We start from the raw sequence: 20809 nt of genomic DNA, 5'->3' as shown, positions 1-20809 counted from the left end.
AATAGTATAATAAATATAATTAAAACAATATTAAATATTTTCAAAGCGGTTCACCTCATCTAATTAAAATAATAAGGGGCAGGATAAATTGAATAATCACATTAAAGATTTAGAGGCTGCTACTATATCTGAAAATACATATCAAGATGACGTTCTACAAATAAAAATAAAGATAAGTGATGACGCAAAAACTTCTTGGTATCCTATCGAAACCATTAAAAGCGCTGATACTGGATTAGACGGTTATGTACTCAAAAACCCCGCCACAAATGAAATCGTTATCAGTTTCAGGGGCACAGAGCCAGATTCTCTTAAAGATTATGAAGAGGATCTTCATGGAATTATTCTTGGTGATTCCGATTATACCAAAAAAGAACATGGAAAAACACCTTATTTAGGAACCCCGTCTCAAGACGCTGCTTTAACAACGGGGAAGGCAAAACTTAACTCCAAAGATAAAACCCTCACGTATACGAACAAAAACCAATTTACAGAAGCTGCGCCCATTGTTGAAAAATATGTAAAAAAACACGGAGCAAACAACATCGTTTTTACCGGACATTCTCTAGGGGGAGGTCTTGCGCAGTATTTCGCTGTCAAACATGACTCAAACGCTGTCACGTTTGCTTCAGCTGACGTGTTTGATCTGTTATCCAAAGAAGATCAAGAACGGGCTTTAAATGGGGAGTTTAAAGATAATATTATTTCTTACACATACCCTGATGACTTCGTGGGAACTTTTTATAAGCACTCTGTTGGTTCTGTATATTATGTCGGTGATCCAGCAGAGAACAATGGAAAAACCCTTAAGACACATCGTATCAAGAACTACGTAAGCGAGGATATGTATAATGAAGAAGGATATTTTCTTCCACACTTATTATATGGTGAAAAAATTAAAGGAAAGTTACAATCCTCTCCACTGGAGTTGAAAAATAGTGGCGTTCATGACTTTCATATTCGCATCCAAACAGAACTTATGCATCAATTAGCCACGGAAATGGAGGAAAGTGAAGAACTACTTGCAACCACAAGAGCTGCGCTAATTCGATTACTGGAAGATCATCTAGATTCAATGAAACAATTAAGAAATACATATAGAAACATAGTTGGATCAGGAAAATACGATAAATTAAATACCTCTCATGTGGATGAAATATTTCGTGAATTAACAAATGTTGGGGCAGATGGAATTCCTTCTTTAATCGATATAGATGTGTTTGAACATCTTTTGGAAAAGCTTCGAAAGAATCAAAATGATACAGGAGAAATAGCTTACCATATGGTTAAAATGAGTAAAAATTTTAAACAAATCGATCAAATACTTGCTCAATGGCTACATATACGTTAATAAGGGGATTGTGAAATAATGAGTAGTAGAAGTGATTGGTGGAAAGATTACCTAGAAACTAAAGCACAGAAAGAAGCGTTAGAGAAGCAAATTAAACAGAACTTAGAAGAAAATGTGGACATTACAAAGATGCAATTAGAGCACAGTTACGCTGTTTTGTCACTTTTACAAAAACATCAGGTTATTTTAAGCAAAATCAACCAATATTTTGACGGAAAAGCAAATCACGCCTTAATGGAACGCTTTATAGATAATATAACTCAACTCAAAGAAATGGATCGTATTTACAAGGAAAACTATGAAAATATTCAACTTAAACAATGGTTTTGGTAGCAATAAATCTTAATAAAAGAATACATTCATTGAAAAGAAGAAGCTTTGAACTAAAGTAAAGAAAATATATACAATTATATACTTGGTCTGTCATATTTAACTGGAATCAGGAGATGTTACGCATTATTAACATTGACACAATTAATAAAGAGTTAGTAAAAGACATTAAAAAGGAAACAAAATACAAAAGAAAAAATGCTCAATTTATTAAAAGCCAACAAATTTTTTTAGAATGGAAAAACAGATAAAAATTAAGCGATTCTAACTTAGAAAACCATTTACTTCCTTACATTCAAATAAAAATAGATGAACTAGAGTCATACTCTATTAAAAATTTTTAAAGTCCGTTATTCCTTCTACAATTGTTTCTTTACCTATAGCATTTTTAGCTTTTTTATTTACGCTTTTCCTTAAAGATACAGATTCCTGGAAAGACGGGATAGGTGCTGTTATGAATATGATTTCTTCTGCATACGGCATGATAGCCCTTGTTTATTTTTAGTCGGGATTATAATGTATAAAGGTATTCTTTTTGTACATTATAAATTTACGTTCGAATTTTCAGATAGAGTGTATTATAAAGTAATCCAAACTATATTTTATGATCATTTAATTAAAATTAAATTCAACTACTCAGAGATTACTAGATTAAATAAATAACAATTGGATCCATTAGTATACAATGAGCTGTAGTTAAACCTAATTTAAACTACAGCTCTAACCTCACCCAAAATATAAAACTACGATTTCCTCCTGCCTCTCTTCGGGAATTCAAAGGTTATTTTCCCTTCTAAATCCAACGTTAAATACGCATCAAACTTCTTCCCTTTCTTACTTTTAAACCCCTTAATCAAATTCGTTCGCTTTCCTTTTAAAAGAGATTGAACAGCTGTTTGGGGCAACTTCTTCGTTAACATTGTTTTAGGCAGGCTAAATGTACAGCCGTCTTGATAGCCACTACATCCGTAAAATTTCCCCTTATCTTGCAATTTACCGGTTTGACACATGGGACAATCGCCAACATAGGATTGCTCTGACACCTGGTTGATTTCACCTTTTAACGTTGCTACTTGATTAGGTGCTTGTTCCAATAAATAAGTAACGAATTTCTTTATATTAGCTACAAATTTATCCTGAGAGCCTTCCTTTCTCCCTATTTTCGCTAGATAAGTTTCCCATTTTGCTGTCATTTCTGGACTAGCTAGCAATGTCCCATCTACAGCTTGGCAAAGGATTTTCCCTTTTGATGTTACGTACACCACATTTTTCTTTATTTCAATATACTGCTGGTGTTTTAACGTTTCAATAATACTTGCCCTAGTAGCCTCTGTTCCAATGCCTTCCTTTTGTTTTAAAATATGCTTTGCTTCTTCATCCTCAACGTCCTTTCCTGCATGTTTCATCACCTGAATTAAATTACCCTCCGTATACGGTTTAGGAGGTTGCGTTTTTCCTTCTTTTATAAATACATCGATCATGCAAGCATCGCCTTGCTTCATGGCAGGAAGCTGCGCAGGTTGTTCCCTTTGCTTCTGTTGCTTCTCCTGTGGAAATAATACCTTCCATCCTCGATTCTTTTCTACTTTTCCAGTTTTATAAAAGCTTAACCCTCGCACATCAATGATTACTTTTGTTTCTTCATATTCATAATCGGGTGCAAACATGGCCAAGGTTGTTGCTAAAATTTCTCGATACACATCCTTTTCTTTTTCTGTCAAACGTTCCAGCTGTGGAACTTGTTTGGTTGGAATGATGGCGTAGTGCTCTTGTACCTTCGAGCTATCCACGTACGCTTTTCTTGCTGCTGGATACTTCACAGAAAAAGAAATACCTAAAGACTCTTGATAGGCAGTCAAGTTTTGCTTCACATAAGCAAATTCATTCTCTGTAATAAAGTGACAGTCCGTTCGAGGATAGGTGACCAATTTCTTTTCATACAACCCTTGAACAATCTCTAGCACCATCGATGGACTATACTTCCGTTGTTTGTTCATCTTTGTTTGTAACGTAGATAAAGAGTGCAGCTTCGGAGCTCTCGTTTTCTTTTGTGCCTTTTCTAGTTCTTTTACTTTCCCATCCTGCTCACCTTCTTGAATACCATGAGACTGTAAAATATCCATCGCTTTTTGTTTGGTATCATAGCGCTGATTATGTTTAGCTTCAAAGCTTTGCTCATGCACCGTCACATTTCCTCCCAGCTCAAAAAATGGCTGGGACGTAAAGTTTGCAATTTCTTCTTGACGTTTATAAATCAAATAGAGCGTTGGTGTTTGTACGCGCCCAACACTAAATACCCCTTGTAACCCTTTCTTTTGCAAAAGCAATGTGTATAAACGAGAAGCATTCATGCCAACTAACCAATCACTGTACTGTCTTGTTTGTGCTTCTTTATATAAAGCAATGTAGTTATTGCCATCTTGTAAGCGTTGCAATCCTTTTTCAATCTCTTCGACTTCCAAAGAATTGATCCACAATCGTTTTATCGGTTTATGGTTTGCACCAGCTTGTTGCAAAATACTTCTTGCAATATTTTCTCCTTCCCTGTCACTATCTGTAGCGATAATAATGCCTTGCACTTGGTTGCATAAATGCTTCACCACTTGAAATTGTTTCTGCTTATCTTTAGCTACTTGAAACTGAAACGCCTCAGGCATAATAGGCAACTTATTCAAATCCCATTTCTTCCAACTCTGATTATATGCTTCAGGAGGCACAAGCTCCACTAAGTGACCAAATCCCCAAGTAATATATGCTTTTTCTCCATTAAAAAAACGACTATCTTGCACTTCCAGATACCCGTCTCGTTTGCTTACATTTTGAAACACATCGCCATAAGCTTTTCCTTGACTTGGTTTTTCAGCTAAGATTAGTATGTTTCCCATTTAGATATTTCTCCCTCTTTCCCGCTCATAATTCCAGCTCAAATGCCATTTGTTTACCTCTTTTTATCTTAGCCTGTTTTTGAACAAAACTGCTATAATCTTTATTTCTACATACATATTCAGGAATATATTTTGCAAATGAATAAACACTTTCTTTTCCGACAATAAAATGATCTAAAAACTGTATATTCAGTTTTTCCGATACCTCTTTCAGACCTTTGGTAATTTGTTTATCTTCAGGACTTGGTTCAGGTATGCCTGAAGGATGATTATGAAAAACAGCAATCTTTGAAACATCGTCTTTTGACAATAATGCCTTTGTAAACACCTTTCTATCTACAATACTTGCATTCGGTGACCCTTTAAAAAGTTCATTTACAAACACTACCTTATAATCGGAATCGCAAGCAATAATCCCAAAGGATTCTTGCCAATCATATTGATAACCAACTTTTAAGCTTTTCTTCACCTTTGCATTGTCTTTTAACAAGTTACTTCCTACAATCTCTTGATTAGCAAAAAAAGAGCTGAATTCATCAAATCCATGAAAAGTAGTGATAGCGTTTTTCATTTCATAAGCCGTCCCCCTACCACCATCTCTTTCGGCAACCTCACTAATAGGCGGGGCATATTTACTAAGACGATACGGGATCATTTCCCTATTAGATGTAATTGTATCACTAATTTCGTTATAACTAAATCCATCAATCACATCTATACCAAACGTCTTAAAATAATTCCCCATTTCTACCTCATTATCCGTAGACATAGTATCGTTTGATAGATAAAACAGGGATACGCCACCAGCATTTAAACCTTCTTTTAACACCCTTTTTAAATCAATTTGATCGTGCTTTTGATACCGAGTTAAATATAATGGTTTATTTTTAGTTGAACAAAAAACAAGTGTTGTTTCACTCTGAGAAGGCATTTTACTCTTCGCTACAAATTCGATAAAATCCTGTGGAGAAGTGATTGCTTTTTCTTTACTATTCATTTGCCCCTTTGAGAAATCGATAAAATCTACTAAACTTCGTACAGAATCATCACCTTTTGTTACCTTTTGATAGAGTTCTTCTTTGGAAGAACAACCAAAGTACTCATACAAGTTATTCATCCGTATTACCCCCATATTCCATACGAATAAGCAGTTCCTTCAACAAAAGAACATCTTTATCTTCTGGATGCTCTTGCATAAACTCCAGTAATTCCTTATGACTATGCACACCAAAATAATCTAAAATACTCTGTTCTTTGTTTCTCACTCCAACCATTCCTTTCCCATTTTTTTACGAAACCAATTCGAGGCATTTATATTTATCTTTTATGATTTGCTTTATTTAATAAACGCTTTTTTTCTTAGTACTTCCTTTGGAGATTGTTCAGGATTAATCTTGATAATAAACTGTTCTAGTTCGTATCTATTCAATAGTTTTACTCCACACGCTTTAGCAAGCTCTATCGCTTGCTTCGTAAAAAAGGAATTGGTTATCACCCAAGCCTCATCTGCTTGATAAAACGCTTGTGCTGCATACACTTCTCTTACAGCATCCATACTAACACGATTCTTATAGCCATATCGTTTTGCTTGAATGACAACTTTATTCTTCCCTTTCAAAATGACATCCGCCCCATAATCTCCAGATTTTTTCGTAACTACAGGACGATAACCCAGCTTTTTAAACAATATTTTGAGATACGCTTCAAATTGAAATCCATCCATACGATCAATATCTTTTATTCCTGACTGAGCCATTCGTTTCTGTGCTTTCCACTTTAAAAATTGTTTATAGAAGAATGAACTACACTTTACAGCAAGTATAGTTAAAATAAAAAAAAGAACCATCATTATAGCAAGTACTTCATTTTGCTGAAACCATTCTAACATATTCTATTCCTCCTTGTATTTTCATCACATGGTAATATGTTTATATTATTTCTTTGCCCCTTTTCACCTCCCCTAGTAGTGTCATAAAAAGAAAAAGCTTTGAACAAGAAACACCTTGCTCAAAGCTTTCAGGAGATATTTTAAAAATATCTGTTGGGAGTCAATTTCAATAATTATTTATTTTGATCTTTTAGAAAGATTTCTTTAGCTAATAAATTGGCATATATTAAACCAATAAGGTATGGGACAGTTAAAATATTAGATGAAGTAAAATGAATGTATATTCCCACAACAACTAAAACAACGGTTAAAAAATTAATAATTTGTTTTCCCATTTAAAAACCTTTTACGATTATAAGGATAGTTGCCAATATAATAAACAAACCAAGCACAATAAATAATATCATTTCCCTTTTATCTTTATTACGGTACGAGTTATAGACCCATTTAATTGATAAAGTTAAAAATATAATGTTGAATGTAATAGCCCACAAAGTATTGTCATTATCTAGATAATTATAAATTGATACATAACTTATGACATATACTGTAGCAAAAATCCATAAAAAATTAATCATTCGATGTCTCTCCATTTAAAGTCGTGGGTTGACAATCTATGATTGTCAACCCAATTAAATTTAGATTGGAAGTATAAAAGTAATTGTTTTCGCTATTATGTCAGCTACATATCCTGGAATAGGCGATATATCCGTTATTGCACCAGATATAGCATCTTCAATTGTACCAGTAAAATCAGTATAATGAGAAAGCGCCTCAATTAGAGCATAAACGGTTACTGCTTCTTTCCATCTTTCTTTTAATGTCTCTTTAACGAACGGAATCTTATCTATTGCTGTATTAATACCATTATCAATTTTAGTTTTATGGGCTTTCATATAGTCTATAGTTGCTTTAATCATTACGCTTCCTTTACTAGCAGGTTCTACTTGAGGAAGGTCTGAATTGTTTTTTATATACAAATTGTCTGAGTTTTCCTTCACGTATAAAGTCAAAGAATCAAATGACTCTTTGGCCTTTATTGCATTTCCTTCAGACATACCCATAGACATAGCCTTTTGAGTATCAAATAAGTAAGTTCCATCTTTCTTCACTTCTAAGCTTTCAGTAATAATATCTGTTTTCGAATAATCTACTTTCGAATTTTGCGCAAATGCAACAGATGGTGTAAGCGTGGTGATCAACATTGCTAAGATCATAAGTGGTGCTACTACTTTCGCTTTAAATTTTGTTCTAAAAATAAATAACATCCCCTTTTCTCTCTCAGATATTTAACAACAAGGAATAGTAAAACTCAAGGTTTATTGCGCATAGTAAGAACTCAATAAGTTCTTAAACAGCAAATCGATTCTATCCAACTATAATTCTTGTAATAACACTATTCCAAATATTAAATACGAGAAATATTGTTTACTTACACTAAAAGCGTAACAAAGATTAAGAGATTTATGCAATAGTTGCGAAAATTTTTTATTAAAAATTTTCGCAACTATAAAGAGAATATTCCCAATTAACAACAGTTACAAACAATCAACATGTTGTTTCCCCCTTAGTTATTTTTCTTCCATCATTCGGTCAAATTCTTCAATGTTTCGTTCACGTTTATAGTCATGATAGGTTTTCCTTAGACTGTTATTTAACCTCATCAAAGAATAATTAATATTTAGCTTTCGTTCCCAAGCATACGGGATATACGTAAAATTAGAATATGGACGACCTTGCTTTTGTTGATAAAAACGCTTAGCACGATCTTCTTTTATCTGTTCTCTCATTTCTGTTAAAACAGCATTTCCCATGCGCTTTTTTAAATCGTTTAATTTTGTCTGTTTATATGCTTCATGCTTGCTATCTTCTCCGTATAGTCGTTTGGAAATTTCCACTTGCTCATCTAATAGTTGGTTCAATTCCTGCATTTCTGTTGCATGATTCGTTTCTAAATAAACGGAAACCATCTCATCAATGTATGGCCTTGCATCATTAACAGACTCATAGCCATACCTCCATTGCCGTAAATCTTTCGGCAAATGAGTCAATGCTTGCATGTACAATTTCTTTGTGCGTTTAAAGTTTGCTAGATTCATTCGCTGTTCTTTTTTGGAATGAACAGCACCACGAATTAACGCATCGATCCGATTGTATTCTTTACTTCGATCTAATATTTGGTTGGCAACCTTGGATTTCATTCTGTTTAAAGAATTTTGCTTTCTGTTACCACGAAACTGTTCTACCCACATATCATTTTCCTCATCATAAAAGCGCACAGTTTCTCTCATTGGCTTCGGCTCAATCATTGCAATATGCACGTGAATATTATCAGTATTATGATGAATGGCAGCTGCCCAGACAGTTGTATCATTCATCTTTTCGGCCTGGAGCATTTCCTTTACTGCACCTCTGACAATATTCTTCATACGCCGTTCATCTAACTGTTTTGTTTTCGAATTATACAAGCCTTGTTCTTCTAAAAAAGCATTATCAAACGAAAGGACATCCTGCCACATAGGAGAGCCCCTTTTCTGACCCAGTTGAAACTGTTGCTTCATTTCTTTTTTTTGTTTATTATCTAATTTATTATGATGTTGCGTAAACAGTTCTCCTTGCTTTTCTTCATCTCCCATGTATTCCATGTAGTAGTGAAATATCCGAAAGTCATCCTCATGATCACGCTTAAAGTTCAATTGCTGTTTTACTTTCGCTTCATCTCTATCAATATAATTAATATAATCTTGATACTCTTTGGAGTCGGCCATCACAAATTTACTGACTAAAACAATACCTGGACTTGACAAATAATCACCTCAAAAAAAGAGACTTCTACACATACATGTAGAAATCTCATTGATAAAACTTACTGTTTAGCTTGCTTTTTTTGCTCCCACTCTAGCCTCCGTTGTCTATGTTTTGATATGCGATCTTTAATTAATGTTTCAGCTTCTTTTACTTCATCCGTTTTAAACTTCTCTGTAGAAATAAAGTTCTGAAACTTATTTACGACAAAATAATGATTCCAGAATTCCAGAATCATTTTTGTGTCTCTATCAATTACATTGCCAGTCACTTGTAATCGGTGAAGACTCTCTTTTAGCTCTCCTAATTTTTCATCCATTAATTGAGATACAGCATCTAAAAGAACACTTTGCTGTTCTTCCTTTTGTTGTATATAAATATCAATAACCCTTGTGATAGCATTGACTTCTGAGCACTTATTTTCTTCAGCAATTTGCTTTATTTTATTTTTTGTATCACGAGTAAACAGGTAATAAGATGGCACTTTTTCTGGCATCATACATGCTCCTTTCTTTGTGAGTATTTTTGAACAAAATACAAGAGGAAAGAACAGATTTTATATTCTAATAGCAGGAACAGAAGAATATAAAAAACTCCAATAAATTGATAATTGAAAGAGCATCCCTCTTGATAAATTATCTTTAAATGCTTTAATATATTGTAAACACCCATACAATTTAGGCTTAAATATAAACAGTAAATGACTAGTTTCGTAATACTATTATATTTCTTTTGTTTAACTAATTTGGATATTGTTATCAAAGGAAGTAACAGTAAAAAAAATAAGGAATAAATTAGAGTTTCTACTATATCTAACACTTTAAGTCACCTCAATAATTTTAGAAGGGTTTGTTATACTTGTTGAACCAATTAGCGCAAATATCAAATATTTTAGCTTTCTTATTGTCAATAATACTTTTTATTAAAGATTCTGCTGATCCTAAAACAAACATCATATTTAAAGGTAGTCCAACTATACATATACAATCCGACTATCAAAATAGATCAAAAAGAAATACTACTCTATTCATTATTGTTTCTATTATATGTGGAATTTTGATCCCTTTTGCTGCTATACAAATTAATTCCATTCTTCTTCTAATATTTTTTGTTTCATATCTCAAGCAATTCATCAATATACAAAAGATTAAGAAAAACGGTACCCCTATTAATTTTTTCTCATATTTTTCACTTATAGGGATTGGTGTTGGATATTTTTATATCATCAATAAGATAATTGACTTATTCCCAAATATAACTTTATCAGAGCCTATAAACATTCAATTTTCTCATTTCTTTCAAGGCATAAGTGAAAGTGATGGAATCGAAAAAATCTTTACTCTTCTGCAAAATTCATCTATTGTTATTGAAGAAATAATTCCTATTTTTTTTGAACACCTTGACGTAACATTAATATTACATATGTTGGCAATTAGTATGTTAACTTACTATACACTTAATTTTGGAACAAACAATCAAAAAATGCGGTTTATTAGCGTTAAAGGTTTATTAAAATATAGTATACCTGACTTTATTGTATTTTTAATTGTAATATTATTGTTAAACACTAACCTTTCAGTTGATTTAGAAAACAAGATAATTATCCTATTTATTGTCATTTGGTTTATAAATTCCTCCAAAAAATAAAAGCCTATTATTTCTAGCTAATAGGCTTTTATCTAACTACTGACATATCAAAACCTTCTTCGGTTACATAATCCTCGACACTCCATATATTGATTTCTTGTTCTTTTGCCTCTTGTTCTGCTTCTCGAAATGCGTCTAGATATTTCGTATTTGGCTCATAAACATAAGCTACTCGTGCATATCCTTTTTCGATCAACAGCTGATTAAAATTCACATCATCTACCCATATGTAAGCAAGTAGACGACCATATTTATCTGTTTCTGGATCTCCCAATTCTATTTGCACAGTTTCCCCTTCTAACTGCTCTTTCACGAAATTACTTGCTTCTTTTCCGAAAGGTTGTACTGGTTTACGTGGATGCACACTCTCTGGTGTATCCAGTAACAAAAAACGAACCCTTTCTTCCTCTCCTTTGGCATTTTGAATAACAATGGTATCTCCGTCCACCACTCGTTTTACAACTACTTCTTCTGCTTGTAATTCTTGTTCCGTAAAATAATGTTTAATGTCTACAAGCAACTCATCTCCATCAAAAAAGAAAAAAGAAAAAATGAGTACTACGATTGTAGCTATAACTTTAATTAGATGTCGCATTTAATTTCTCCTTAGCTTTATTCTTTTGCAAGCATAGTCACTGCTTTTAGAACTTCCTCCGTTTTCTTCTCTAAGTTCGCAGTATGAAAATGAATATAATTTAAAGCCTCTGTTACTTTATTAAGTGCTAATTCGTAGCGTTCATATTCGTTTTTCATACCATTAAATAGCGTAATATGTTGCAACTGAATACGCAAAAATTCTTCCCTGGACAATCCCCTTTTTCTTGCTTCCTGGTCTAATTTTTTAACAGCCATGTCGTCGACATTACGAACCAATACATCCATCATTCTACCCCCTTTTTTACATTACTGTCTCCCTAAAAATGCATTGACGTCTTCCATATCCACGTTGGTTATTAAAGATAAAAGAAACAGCACCCTCTCGTGCTGCTTTTCTAATTGTTCTAGGCGATAGTAATTTGATTCCAGAACTTCCCTCACTTGGCGAAGCACTTCTTCAAACCAAACACGATCATTTTTTACTCCATTTATGATTGCAAAACTTTCGAGTTGCTGTTTTAAATACGCGTTTCTAGATAATCCTTTGTCCTTTGCATTTTGATCGATTCTTTTCACAATTGTAGGGTCTACATCTCGTATTTTAATCTCCATTCGAACAACCTCCTTCCTGTAGCATAAAGGCGCAAGCGCAGGCATCTACCCGTTATACATACGGGGAGATGTGAAGAGCATAAGGGGAAAATGCCCCCACATGAGGTGGGGGACTAGGCAGAGCCTAGTTTTCCGTTGTTATCAGATTTTCGCAAGAATATATAACTTTTATATATGTTTTTTGCATAGAAATAGTGGATTTTATTCAGGATTGCTGTATATTTATACGTTTTTTGTATAAATATATTATTTTTATATATGAAAAAAGCCTAAAAAAATAGCAAGTAAAACCCTTAACAGGGTTTGTTACTCACTATTTGTTTTACGCAAACGTTTATTTTCCTTCCTTATTTTTCACTTCTTTTTTTGGTCGTTCATCCTCCTTCTGTTCGTTCTTTTTTTCATTTGAATCATCATGTTTAGCTGTTTTTTTTCCGTTTTCATCTTCTATCCCTTTTAATTTCTTCTGTAACATGGCGTGTTTTTCGGCATGCTTTTCAGCTAATTTTTCTAACTCTTTTTTCTCCTCTCTTGTTTGTTTGATGGACTCTTTCTTCTGATCAATAGATGTTTTTGTTGCTTCTTTTTCTTCCTCCGTTTGATATTCTAAATCAGCTTTTAAGGTGTCTATTTCCTTTTTTAATTTGGTTGCTAATTGATCTTGCAACGGAATTTGTTCCTCTAAAATATACGTTCTTTTCTTCTCTAACTGCTGCATTTCTAACTGGATATTATCCTTTTGATAATCCATGGCATCTTTCGTTTTTAATGCGTTATTAATCGCAATTTTACGGTAATCACCAACGATAATTTTTTCCGATGGTTCGGGTAATTTGACCTCATTTAATGCTTCGTTATCTACACTTTCTTGTTCTAGTAACTGGTCTTTATATTCCGTTAATAACATTTCTTTGTCTCTTTTTTCTCGTACAAACAAACCAATAACTTGATAATCTTCAGGAACATTTTTAATTTGAACGATGATATTGGAGTCATCTTTGTACACGACTTTGACAGGATATTCTTCTTTCGAATCACGCTCTTTAGCTGCAAAAGAGAACGTTGGTTTCACCACATCGGAACCAGAATGAATGGTTTCAATGGTCACTTCCATTAACTTTTTCTTCGGATTATATTCCCAATCCATGAGCTTTAAATCTGTCTGATCTAGTCCAGAAATAGTTTCATGGAAAGGGGTTTGCATAATTGGACTATCATCATACATCCACCATTTAGACGTAAAAAAAACACCAAATAGAATGGCTACTACGATTAACAAAATAATATAAAATTTGTTTTCTCTTGCTTTAGATATTTTCCCCAAAGAGCATCAGCCCTCCTTTCCATTTTTCGTTAAAAACGGTTTTAAGAATGGAAGTGGATCTACTTTTTTCCCGTTAATAATGATTTCAAAGTGTAAATGGGCAGCTGTAGAAGCTCCCGTAGAACCGACTTTTCCAATGACATCACCTGCTTTTACTTTTGTCCCTTTTGCTATTCCTTTTTCGTCAAGATGCAAATATCTTGTTTGCAAACCGTCTCCATGATCAATGACAACATACCATCCAGCTCCTGAACCCATGTTGCCACTTGTGGAGTGATGTAGCGTCCCGTTTGATGTACTTGTCGTTACTGTACCCGAAGCAAAAGCGACAATTGGCTTTCCTCTTACACCGTTTGCTGCAATATCGATACCAAAATGATTGGCACTACAACCTGCACAATTTCGTCGTCCGAACTTTGAAGTAATACGTTTCGTATACGGAACCACCCAAGCTTTATCTCCTTTAAATTCGACATCTACACCTTCCATTGGATCACAATTCATCGTAAGTCCACCAAGCTTTGCAGCAATCCGTTTTGTATTCGGAGCCCAGTGTACATTTAAATTATTTGGATCGTTATCTGCACCAATCGGAGCATAAACACTACCTAACTTTTCAATCGTTACTAACCCGTCAACAATAATACGATTATAAAGTGTATTCGCCATGGCACTTAACCCTTCATCCAAGTTACTAAAACGATATAATCCACTACCATTAGGGTTCATTAAACCCCCTGGATTGTTTTTATTTACGACAGCCTGTGACTTACCGTAAGCTGTTTCATGTAAAGCAATAGCGCCAAATAAAACCGGATCAATCCCTTTTTCTTTTGCCAACTCAATAATCGTGTCGCCATGTCCTTTGAATGCACCTGACTTGTTCGTTTCAAAATATGCATTCCAAGCTTCCATGTTCATTTCTCCCGTTTGCGAACAACTATACATTCCTCCAGTTCCACTTGAATCATTCTTTTCTGCTGAGCCTCCAGCTACTCCAAATATGACTAATAGTAGAATAAAAAACAGAAAAATAACAAGGACTCCTGATACACCCAGAAGTCCAATTAAAGCAATACCTATTTTTTTAGTGATAACCGTTTTGGCCATCTTCATGAAGTTTTTCACTGTCCTCCACCTTCCATGGAAGCACCAGTAGCGTCTACGTGACTCACCAACCATTCATCTTCATGTTGCTTTACTGTGACATACATCATGTCCATTTGTTCATTTACTTTCTCATCATTAGCTATTACATCCCAAGATACGAACACACCCAAGACCATTTCATTGTTTGATATTTCTTCTGCTGGTGCGACACTTAATTCTTTAATTTCTCTTTGGACATCATTCCCAGATGGCTTCTTCTTTTTAATCGATTTTAAGTATTTGGGAGTAACCAACGCTTTCCAATTATCTATCGTAAAATCTTCTTGAACCCATAGCGTGGCTACTTCTTCTGCCATCGTTTTAGCCTTTTGTAACACATCTTCCCCATATGTTTTTTGGAAAAGAGTATCCATATCTCTTTCTTCAAGCTCTACTTCTTCTGCCTCCTCCTGAGGTGCTTCTCTTTCTTCTTCCACTGTTTGTTCCATTTGTTTGTCTAATTCTTCTATATAGGCTTCATCAACTTCCTTATCGTCTTTACGCTCTGGTTCTGTATCATGGAACATTTCTTCCACGTCTTTGTGATCATCTGAACCGAAATAATTAAAAAGCATAACCGTTAAAACACCAAACGTAATGACCAATAAAAACACAAACTTCGCAACCGTTTGCCGTTCCAATGTTACATCCCTCCTCGGAAGAGTGCTAATTCTTCTTCAGAAGCTTCTATGTTTAGCATCAAATTTCCAACACCATTAATGGATAATAAGCAGTCTCCTTGTTGAAATTGTGGAATTTGTGCTAGCTCCGATTCACTCATCTCTCCTTCAAATATTGCTCGTAACGAGTCCAAAGTGTTTGTATCTTGTTGCATAATAAACTTGTATTGGGTAAGCTCAAACAAAGTTCTAATTTTTGTTACGGTTGCACTATCCGAATGGTCAGGAACAAAATCTCGAATTGATTGGCTAGCCAGCACTAACCCCCCGAAATACTTTCTGGCTTCTCTTGCAAAGTCTGTCAGAAATGAAACAGCTAACATATTATCTGCGTTAATAAACCGGTGTGACTCATCAATAAAAACCAATAATCGAATAACTTCATCAAAATCAAATGCATCATCTTCATACATTTGACTTAACTGCGGTGCGCCAATTTGAATTAAATTATCCCAAATTAAACTCAAAGCATTATGCATTTGTGCGTTAAAGACGCTTTTTTCTAAACCCGTTAAATTTCGAACGGAGAAGAAAATAACTTGTTCATTCGTAAAGTCTGGAATCGTTGTATGACCGTTAAAAAGATAGCCATAGCTATGGACTAAGTTGTCAATAACAAGCTCTATTTTTTCTAAGCGATTCACTCGTGAAAGGGATAGTTCAGAACGAATAATTCGTTTTGCTGGGTTTTCATACAGTTGCTCTTGAATAAAGTTTAATAAGTCACTAAAAATAGGATATTCCTCGTTTGGAAGGGTAGTAATCCCTGTTGTGTGCATTTTCTCTTCAAATCCTAAAGCACCATAAAACAAACGTAAAAGCTTTTTGAACTCCTCTAATTCTTCCGATGTCGGGTCATTTGCTAGGTAGTTATAAAAGTCTGCCATCTTGGATAAATGTTGCATGTAGCTTAATTCTTCTGCTTTTGTTTCGTCCTTTTCTTCCCCCTCGGTACGATAAATTTGTAGTGGATTAATAATACCGTCGCCACCATCTAAACGAATACTAAAACCATTAAACTCATTGACAATGGTTTCAAATTCACCTGTTACATCAAACCCTCGAATAAAATTTCCTCGAATGGTGTTATCTGACATTAATTTTTTCAGTGTCGTAGACTTTCCAGCGCCCATTGTACCGACAACAACAGCATTATAATATCTCCGCCTTGTGTCTTTATGGAACAGATCAAACAATACATTTCCCCCTGTGAATGACATGCCTAAATAAGAGCCGTTTGGATCATTTAATTCCGCAAAATGATACGGTAAACCAGAAGCTAACGTCATCGCTGGCATTCCCTTGCCTTCTCGTTTATTTGGGAGTAACTGCTGCTGTGAAAATGGTAGAAACATTGAACGCCATTCCCAGCTCGTTTCATTTAAAAAGATTTGCCCTTTAAAACCATAAGAGGTTAAATCTGTTTGTACATTCTGAACTTTTCTTTCGAGTTCAAACATAGTTGGGGCATGGATAAATAAACGCAAATGAATAAGTTTAATGACTTCTCCCATTTGACTAATTTGTTCATATAAACTCTCCATTTCTTGGTAGCTTGTTTGTGCATCCCTGCGAGCCGATTCTTGTTTGGCTTCTCGGAATCGTACGTCTTGTTCGACCATCGATTTATTAATCGAACTAATCGTTTCATCTTTATCCATGGTGGCCACATCTTTTACTACAATGACATCTCGCATAGAAGACAAGTTTTCTAACCAGAGCATATTCACCGATGAAGGATAATCCCATATATGAATACAAGCTTCGTAACCGTCTCCTTTTTGCACATATTTATCTTTAAAATTAATGCCACCTTGTGGTTGAATTTTAGCTAAAAAATGTTTATCTGCTTTTATTTTGTTCTTTTTTTTCGCCTCTTCTACTCGCTCTTTCTCATTTTTATTACGTTTTAACAGTGCCATATATCCACCTCAGTCCTTATAATTTTGTGTTTTGATTATTTAACAAGAATAGAATATCTTCCTTTTTCTCTTGGCTAATTTTCTTTATTGGAAAGGATTGTTTCATCCCCCTAATAACTACATCTTTTCGCTCATCTAGTTGCTGTTTGTTATCTGCATATAAAAAAAGAAAGAACTCCCGATTCGTTCTTTCTTTCTCTAAAAAATCAAACTCAAATAACTTGCGATCAATAAACCTTAACCGCAATGGATCGGTGGTTTTTTTTCGTTTTTTTAGCCAATACCTTTTTTGTCTTTCTGTATTAGCTGGAAAGTTAAGCGCTACTTCTTTATAATCGTAAAAATAACTTCTAAGAAATCGTGTTTGTGCCAAAAGCAATATATTTAAATCTGTATCGTTTAACGATTGCAAATCGCTTGTTTCAATTTGAAGAATGTCCATAACGCCTTCCTTTAAGTAAATGACATCCTCCTGTATTTGTAAAAAGGGAACAACATATGGGGTTTGACTCAACACTTTACCTTCCCTTTTTCGTTTCACTTCTTCTCGCTGGTCTTCCTTTGTCTTTTTTCTTTTCCATTTACGAATAGCTTTTCCTAAAACAGCAGGCTTTTGTTTTTTCTTTTTGTCCTCCTGTTCTAGATAGGAAGGTACAACAATAGGTTCTATATCTTGATTTTCAATTTCTTGTTGGCTCATTCTGTTCCTCCCTTTCCTGTTCGTTTAATATGCCCTGGTAATCCAGTGCGTGGTACGTATTTCTATCCTGTTTAAAAAATAAAATAATAGACATATAGTTTTTCAAGTTTGGATTACTCGCAGAAGGCATAACCATGTAAAATAAAAACGAAATGGAAACAATAAAATAAGGTATCACGAATACTTTGTGTACCATATCTTTAAGTACAGTGAAAATAAAAAAGAGACTAACAAATATAATGATTAGCTCTCGAATTTCCAAGCCCAAAAGTTTGGGCTTGGCTTTAATCTCTTTTGGTATTTCGTATTTCATTGTTCCTTAATCCCTCCTTCTGGTTTTTTGCTAGAGAAATCTTACTTTCTCTCTGCTTATTCCCTCTTTGGGAAATATCTGTTTTACTATTTAAACGTTCTTGAGATTGATGATTTGTTTGTATTGTTCTTCTACTGTCAGTTGACTGGATAGGTTGCTTCCCCCCTGAAACAAATGATCCTCCATGAGTTGGAGAAGGTGTGCTCACTGGTGTTCCTCCTTGTGTCCTAGATGTATGCATGCTATGGTTACGTCTTATTCCTAATTGTTTCGGCGTTGATTGGCCAAGTGGTGTTTTTATTTGCTGTGTCACTTGTCGCATACCACCAACTGTTTTAGACATACCAGAACGGACTCCTGAACCAACACTTCCAATTGTTTGTTTCACTTTTGCATGGCTGGAACGACCAATATGTTTTGCTCCCTCAATCGGATGTGCAGCTGCTCTAGCTGTTTGCATTGCTCCCTTACCTGTTATTTTGCCAGCTCGTCGTATTTTCTGACCAACATCAAATCCTGTATTTTCCGCTCTTGTTGCAAAAGATTTCATGCGTCGCACTGCAGGCATACCGCCAATAAGCGTGTTTTTAAATTGTGGCTCTTTATGACCATAAGGCAATCCTTGATTTTCCGTTTGTGATGGACGTTCTGAAGTAGATGCGCCCATTTCTTGTTGCTGTAATTTTTGCCCTACTGCTGTATCCATTGCTCTTTGAACAGAATCGTTTGTAGTTTGCCCTTCCCCTACACCAATAGACTGGTTCACTGGTGATGATGAGATTGCCTGCATTCCTTGTCCTAACCCTTCATGTTCAGAAGGTGATGTGCTGAATGATCTTGATAAGTTAGCTAGTCTAGGTTTTTCTATTTCAGCATTTGGAGAACCTTTAGCGTTTGGTGCGTGCTTTCCTTCATTATTTTCTGATTTACCTGGTGAATGAGGTACAAGCAATCCTCCAGGTGTTTTCATATATCCATCTTCACTACTTCCATTATTATCTGGAGACATACTTCGTTCTCCATTGCCAAAGCTGGATTCACTTCCGAATGAAGGAATTGGCTCTCTATCTAATCCTTGGTTTGGCGTTTTCCCCATTGCTGGTATTGGCTTCACTTGATCGTTATCTTTGCTCATTCCGCCTTGATGTTGGTTTTCTTTTGGCGTTTTTGTACGCATACCTCGAAACATGCCTTTTGCTCCAGAACCAATTCCAGCAGTAGCTTTACCGACACCACCAGCTACTTTTCCTGCTCCTTTAGCAGCGCCTCCTGCTAGTTTCGTACCAGCGTATGCACCCATCATCGCTTGCCAACCAGAACGTAGACCAGCGTCAATCCCCATTAATCGCTGTACGATATCTGGCGCATCTATTAATGCCCACGCACCAGCAACAAGCATGAGGACTACCCCAATGCTACCAATATCAGGCTTTAGCGTATTTACCCAATTGCTGTAAATGATGAACATTTTTAATAAAACAACCATAATAAAGATCACAGCAAATGTATTTACAATTTCCATCAGTACTTTTTTAGTTCGTTGACCACCAGTTAAATCTGTTGTTGCCACAAACATCCCAAAAATTTGATGAAAAGCCAAATCAAACACAGCTCTGCCAATCTTTATTACGGTAATAGCCAAAGCCACTGATGTTACGATTAGAGAAAAGAACAGAACGCCCCAATTAACGTGGTAACGATAGTATGATTCTTTCCCTAATTCCGTAGTAACAATTTGTCTATCTCTTAGTTCTGCTACCTTTTTACTATCTCCATTTCCCGTAGGAACAGCTTTATTTTTTAATATTTCATTATCTGAATCCATTTTTTCAATAATATATAAAGATGGGTTACCCGTTGACAACCTATTTGCATACGTATAATCACTTGTTCCAACAGTTGATTTATCTTTGTCAATTGGTCGGGGCGGGGTAGATTCATCTCCTATATAGTCACTGCCTTTTCCTGCGACTCGAAACCCCTTTTCTTCATAATACTTCAAATCGGCTACATTACTTTTAATAATGCCACCCGCAAGTGTTTTATCTCCTGTTTGTTGCATCCATCCCAAACCGTAACCAACCATCTTGTTCATTTCTGTCATTAGTACAGGAATAACTACTATAATCCCTACAGCTAATAACACATTCATAAGCACTTCATGGCGTTTTTCAATCTTGTTTAACATAAATAAGATGCCTAAAACGAATACTGAAATAACAAATACACCAAATACTAAAGGCTTAATGACATCCATAACCTTTTCCATTCCTGGCGATTCATAAAAGTCATTAAATAAAACGACTTTATGTACAATGTTTTCCATCATATTGTTAACAAAAACGAGCATTTTAACTAATCCCCATAAAAACGCACGAACTAAATCGTTCCAAAGCCAACCGTCACTAATATTTAAAATAGACTCTAATTGCTCATATTTTGGCAATAAATCCTTTTTATCATCAGCATGAATAACCATTGGTTTTAAGTAAAGAAAGTGAGCTACTACAACTAATATTAAACTAATCAGTTTCCAGCATTTATGTTTCAATTAAGATAGTTCCTCCCTTCTAAAAAAAAGAACCTACTCAAGTATGAGTAAGCTC

Annotated in this window: 21 protein-coding genes; 3 read left to right on the top strand and 18 right to left on the bottom strand. The window is 34.8% G+C overall.

The window, feature by feature from the left end:
* Positions 1-88 precede the first annotated feature (88 nt).
* Complete coding sequence (locus D9780_RS05660; RefSeq protein ID WP_121639563.1) at positions 89-1351, top strand: Tle-like phospholipase domain-containing protein; 1263 nt, start codon at positions 89-91, stop codon at positions 1349-1351.
* 18 nt (positions 1352-1369) lie between these two features.
* Complete coding sequence (locus D9780_RS05655) at positions 1370-1684, top strand: hypothetical protein (RefSeq protein WP_121639562.1); 315 nt, start codon at positions 1370-1372, stop codon at positions 1682-1684.
* 740 nt (positions 1685-2424) lie between these two features.
* Here the strand turns inward: D9780_RS05655 and D9780_RS05650 are convergent.
* The 8 genes from D9780_RS05650 to D9780_RS05620 all read right to left on the bottom strand — a co-directional run bounded on the left by D9780_RS05650 (position 2425) and on the right by D9780_RS05620 (position 9758).
* The gene (locus D9780_RS05650) at positions 2425-4566 is read right to left on the bottom strand and encodes a type IA DNA topoisomerase (RefSeq protein WP_121639561.1); all 2142 of its coding nucleotides are present in this window, start codon (positions 4564-4566) and stop codon (positions 2425-2427) included.
* Positions 4567-4591: 25 nt separating this feature from the next.
* On the bottom strand, positions 4592-5683 hold the full coding sequence (locus D9780_RS05645; protein ID WP_162985801.1) for a JAB domain-containing protein: 1092 nt from the start codon (positions 5681-5683) through the stop codon (positions 4592-4594).
* Positions 5676-5831, bottom strand: a complete 156-nt coding sequence (locus D9780_RS21025; protein ID WP_162985800.1) for a hypothetical protein — start codon at positions 5829-5831, stop codon at positions 5676-5678. Before D9780_RS21025 ends, D9780_RS05645 begins: the two co-directional genes overlap by 8 nt.
* A gap of 71 nt (positions 5832-5902) precedes the next feature.
* On the bottom strand, positions 5903-6322 hold the full coding sequence (locus D9780_RS05640) for a restriction endonuclease (RefSeq protein WP_240458820.1): 420 nt from the start codon (positions 6320-6322) through the stop codon (positions 5903-5905).
* 305 nt (positions 6323-6627) lie between these two features.
* Positions 6628-6789, bottom strand: coding sequence for a hypothetical protein (locus D9780_RS21020; protein WP_162985799.1), 162 nt, complete (start codon positions 6787-6789; stop codon positions 6628-6630).
* A 303-nt stretch (positions 6790-7092) separates the two neighbouring features.
* Complete coding sequence (locus D9780_RS05630; protein WP_121639558.1) at positions 7093-7722, bottom strand: hypothetical protein; 630 nt, start codon at positions 7720-7722, stop codon at positions 7093-7095.
* 303 nt (positions 7723-8025) lie between these two features.
* Complete coding sequence (mobP2, locus tag D9780_RS05625; RefSeq protein WP_162985798.1) at positions 8026-9261, bottom strand: MobP2 family relaxase; 1236 nt, start codon at positions 9259-9261, stop codon at positions 8026-8028.
* A 59-nt stretch (positions 9262-9320) separates the two neighbouring features.
* Positions 9321-9758 (bottom strand): hypothetical protein, encoded by a 438-nt coding sequence (locus D9780_RS05620; RefSeq protein ID WP_121639557.1) that lies wholly within the window; start codon positions 9756-9758, stop codon positions 9321-9323.
* A gap of 359 nt (positions 9759-10117) precedes the next feature.
* On the opposite strand from D9780_RS05620, the gene D9780_RS05610 reads away from it, so the two are divergent.
* The gene (locus tag D9780_RS05610) at positions 10118-10906 is read left to right on the top strand and encodes a hypothetical protein (RefSeq protein WP_116278784.1); all 789 of its coding nucleotides are present in this window, start codon (positions 10118-10120) and stop codon (positions 10904-10906) included.
* A gap of 28 nt (positions 10907-10934) precedes the next feature.
* Here the strand turns inward: D9780_RS05610 and D9780_RS05605 are convergent, their stop codons facing one another.
* From D9780_RS05605 to D9780_RS05560, 10 genes are all read right to left on the bottom strand, one after another.
* Positions 10935-11501, bottom strand: coding sequence for a thermonuclease family protein (locus tag D9780_RS05605; RefSeq protein ID WP_121639555.1), 567 nt, complete (start codon positions 11499-11501; stop codon positions 10935-10937).
* A gap of 17 nt (positions 11502-11518) precedes the next feature.
* On the bottom strand, positions 11519-11791 hold the full coding sequence (locus D9780_RS05600; protein ID WP_121639554.1) for a ribbon-helix-helix protein, CopG family: 273 nt from the start codon (positions 11789-11791) through the stop codon (positions 11519-11521).
* A gap of 18 nt (positions 11792-11809) precedes the next feature.
* On the bottom strand, positions 11810-12115 hold the full coding sequence (locus D9780_RS05595; RefSeq protein ID WP_121639553.1) for a hypothetical protein: 306 nt from the start codon (positions 12113-12115) through the stop codon (positions 11810-11812).
* A gap of 334 nt (positions 12116-12449) precedes the next feature.
* Complete coding sequence (locus D9780_RS05590) at positions 12450-13439, bottom strand: hypothetical protein (protein ID WP_121639552.1); 990 nt, start codon at positions 13437-13439, stop codon at positions 12450-12452.
* A 6-nt stretch (positions 13440-13445) separates the two neighbouring features.
* On the bottom strand, positions 13446-14567 hold the full coding sequence (locus D9780_RS05585) for a peptidoglycan DD-metalloendopeptidase family protein (protein ID WP_240458785.1): 1122 nt from the start codon (positions 14565-14567) through the stop codon (positions 13446-13448).
* Complete coding sequence (locus D9780_RS05580) at positions 14564-15229, bottom strand: hypothetical protein (protein ID WP_121639551.1); 666 nt, start codon at positions 15227-15229, stop codon at positions 14564-14566. Before D9780_RS05580 ends, D9780_RS05585 begins: the two co-directional genes overlap by 4 nt.
* 2 nt (positions 15230-15231) lie before the next feature.
* On the bottom strand, positions 15232-17190 hold the full coding sequence (locus tag D9780_RS05575) for a VirB4 family type IV secretion system protein (RefSeq protein WP_121639550.1): 1959 nt from the start codon (positions 17188-17190) through the stop codon (positions 15232-15234).
* A 16-nt stretch (positions 17191-17206) separates the two neighbouring features.
* Positions 17207-17890 (bottom strand): hypothetical protein, encoded by a 684-nt coding sequence (locus D9780_RS05570; RefSeq protein WP_240458784.1) that lies wholly within the window; start codon positions 17888-17890, stop codon positions 17207-17209.
* The gene (locus tag D9780_RS05565) at positions 17871-18203 is read right to left on the bottom strand and encodes a DUF5592 family protein (RefSeq protein ID WP_116278792.1); all 333 of its coding nucleotides are present in this window, start codon (positions 18201-18203) and stop codon (positions 17871-17873) included. The genes D9780_RS05570 and D9780_RS05565 overlap by 20 nt, the downstream gene beginning before the upstream one ends.
* Positions 18175-20754 carry a pLS20_p028 family conjugation system transmembrane protein gene (locus D9780_RS05560; RefSeq protein WP_121639549.1) on the bottom strand — a complete coding sequence of 860 codons (2580 nt, stop codon included), beginning with the start codon at positions 20752-20754 and terminating at the stop codon, positions 18175-18177. Before D9780_RS05560 ends, D9780_RS05565 begins: the two co-directional genes overlap by 29 nt.
* Between the last annotated feature and the right edge of the window lie 55 nt (positions 20755-20809).

The organism is Virgibacillus sp. Bac330 (genome assembly GCF_003667845.1).
Classification (GTDB): domain Bacteria; phylum Bacillota; class Bacilli; order Bacillales; family Amphibacillaceae; genus Virgibacillus; species Virgibacillus chiguensis.
Note: the sequence above shows the minus strand (reverse complement) of the source record. Positions and strands in the feature narration are given on the sequence as shown.

Excerpts from the sequence above, each read along its gene's own strand:
- D9780_RS05655 (WP_121639562.1), top strand. The coding sequence starts at position 1,370 with ATGAGTAGTAGAAGTGATTGGTGGAAAGATTACCTAGAAACTAAAGCA.
- D9780_RS05650 (WP_121639561.1), bottom strand. The coding sequence starts at position 4,566 with ATGGGAAACATACTAATCTTAGCTGAAAAACCAAGTCAAGGAAAAGCT.
- D9780_RS05645 (WP_162985801.1), bottom strand. The coding sequence starts at position 5,683 with ATGAATAACTTGTATGAGTACTTTGGTTGTTCTTCCAAAGAAGAACTC.
- D9780_RS05640 (WP_240458820.1), bottom strand. The coding sequence starts at position 6,322 with ATGGCTCAGTCAGGAATAAAAGATATTGATCGTATGGATGGATTTCAA.
- D9780_RS21020 (WP_162985799.1), bottom strand. The coding sequence starts at position 6,789 with ATGGGAAAACAAATTATTAATTTTTTAACCGTTGTTTTAGTTGTTGTG.
- D9780_RS05630 (WP_121639558.1), bottom strand. The coding sequence starts at position 7,722 with ATGTTATTTATTTTTAGAACAAAATTTAAAGCGAAAGTAGTAGCACCA.
- D9780_RS05620 (WP_121639557.1), bottom strand. The coding sequence starts at position 9,758 with ATGATGCCAGAAAAAGTGCCATCTTATTACCTGTTTACTCGTGATACA.
- D9780_RS05605 (WP_121639555.1), bottom strand. The coding sequence starts at position 11,501 with ATGCGACATCTAATTAAAGTTATAGCTACAATCGTAGTACTCATTTTT.
- D9780_RS05600 (WP_121639554.1), bottom strand. The coding sequence starts at position 11,791 with ATGATGGATGTATTGGTTCGTAATGTCGACGACATGGCTGTTAAAAAA.
- D9780_RS05595 (WP_121639553.1), bottom strand. The coding sequence starts at position 12,115 with ATGGAGATTAAAATACGAGATGTAGACCCTACAATTGTGAAAAGAATC.
- D9780_RS05575 (WP_121639550.1), bottom strand. The coding sequence starts at position 17,190 with ATGGCACTGTTAAAACGTAATAAAAATGAGAAAGAGCGAGTAGAAGAG.
- D9780_RS05570 (WP_240458784.1), bottom strand. The coding sequence starts at position 17,890 with ATGAGCCAACAAGAAATTGAAAATCAAGATATAGAACCTATTGTTGTA.
- D9780_RS05565 (WP_116278792.1), bottom strand. The coding sequence starts at position 18,203 with ATGAAATACGAAATACCAAAAGAGATTAAAGCCAAGCCCAAACTTTTG.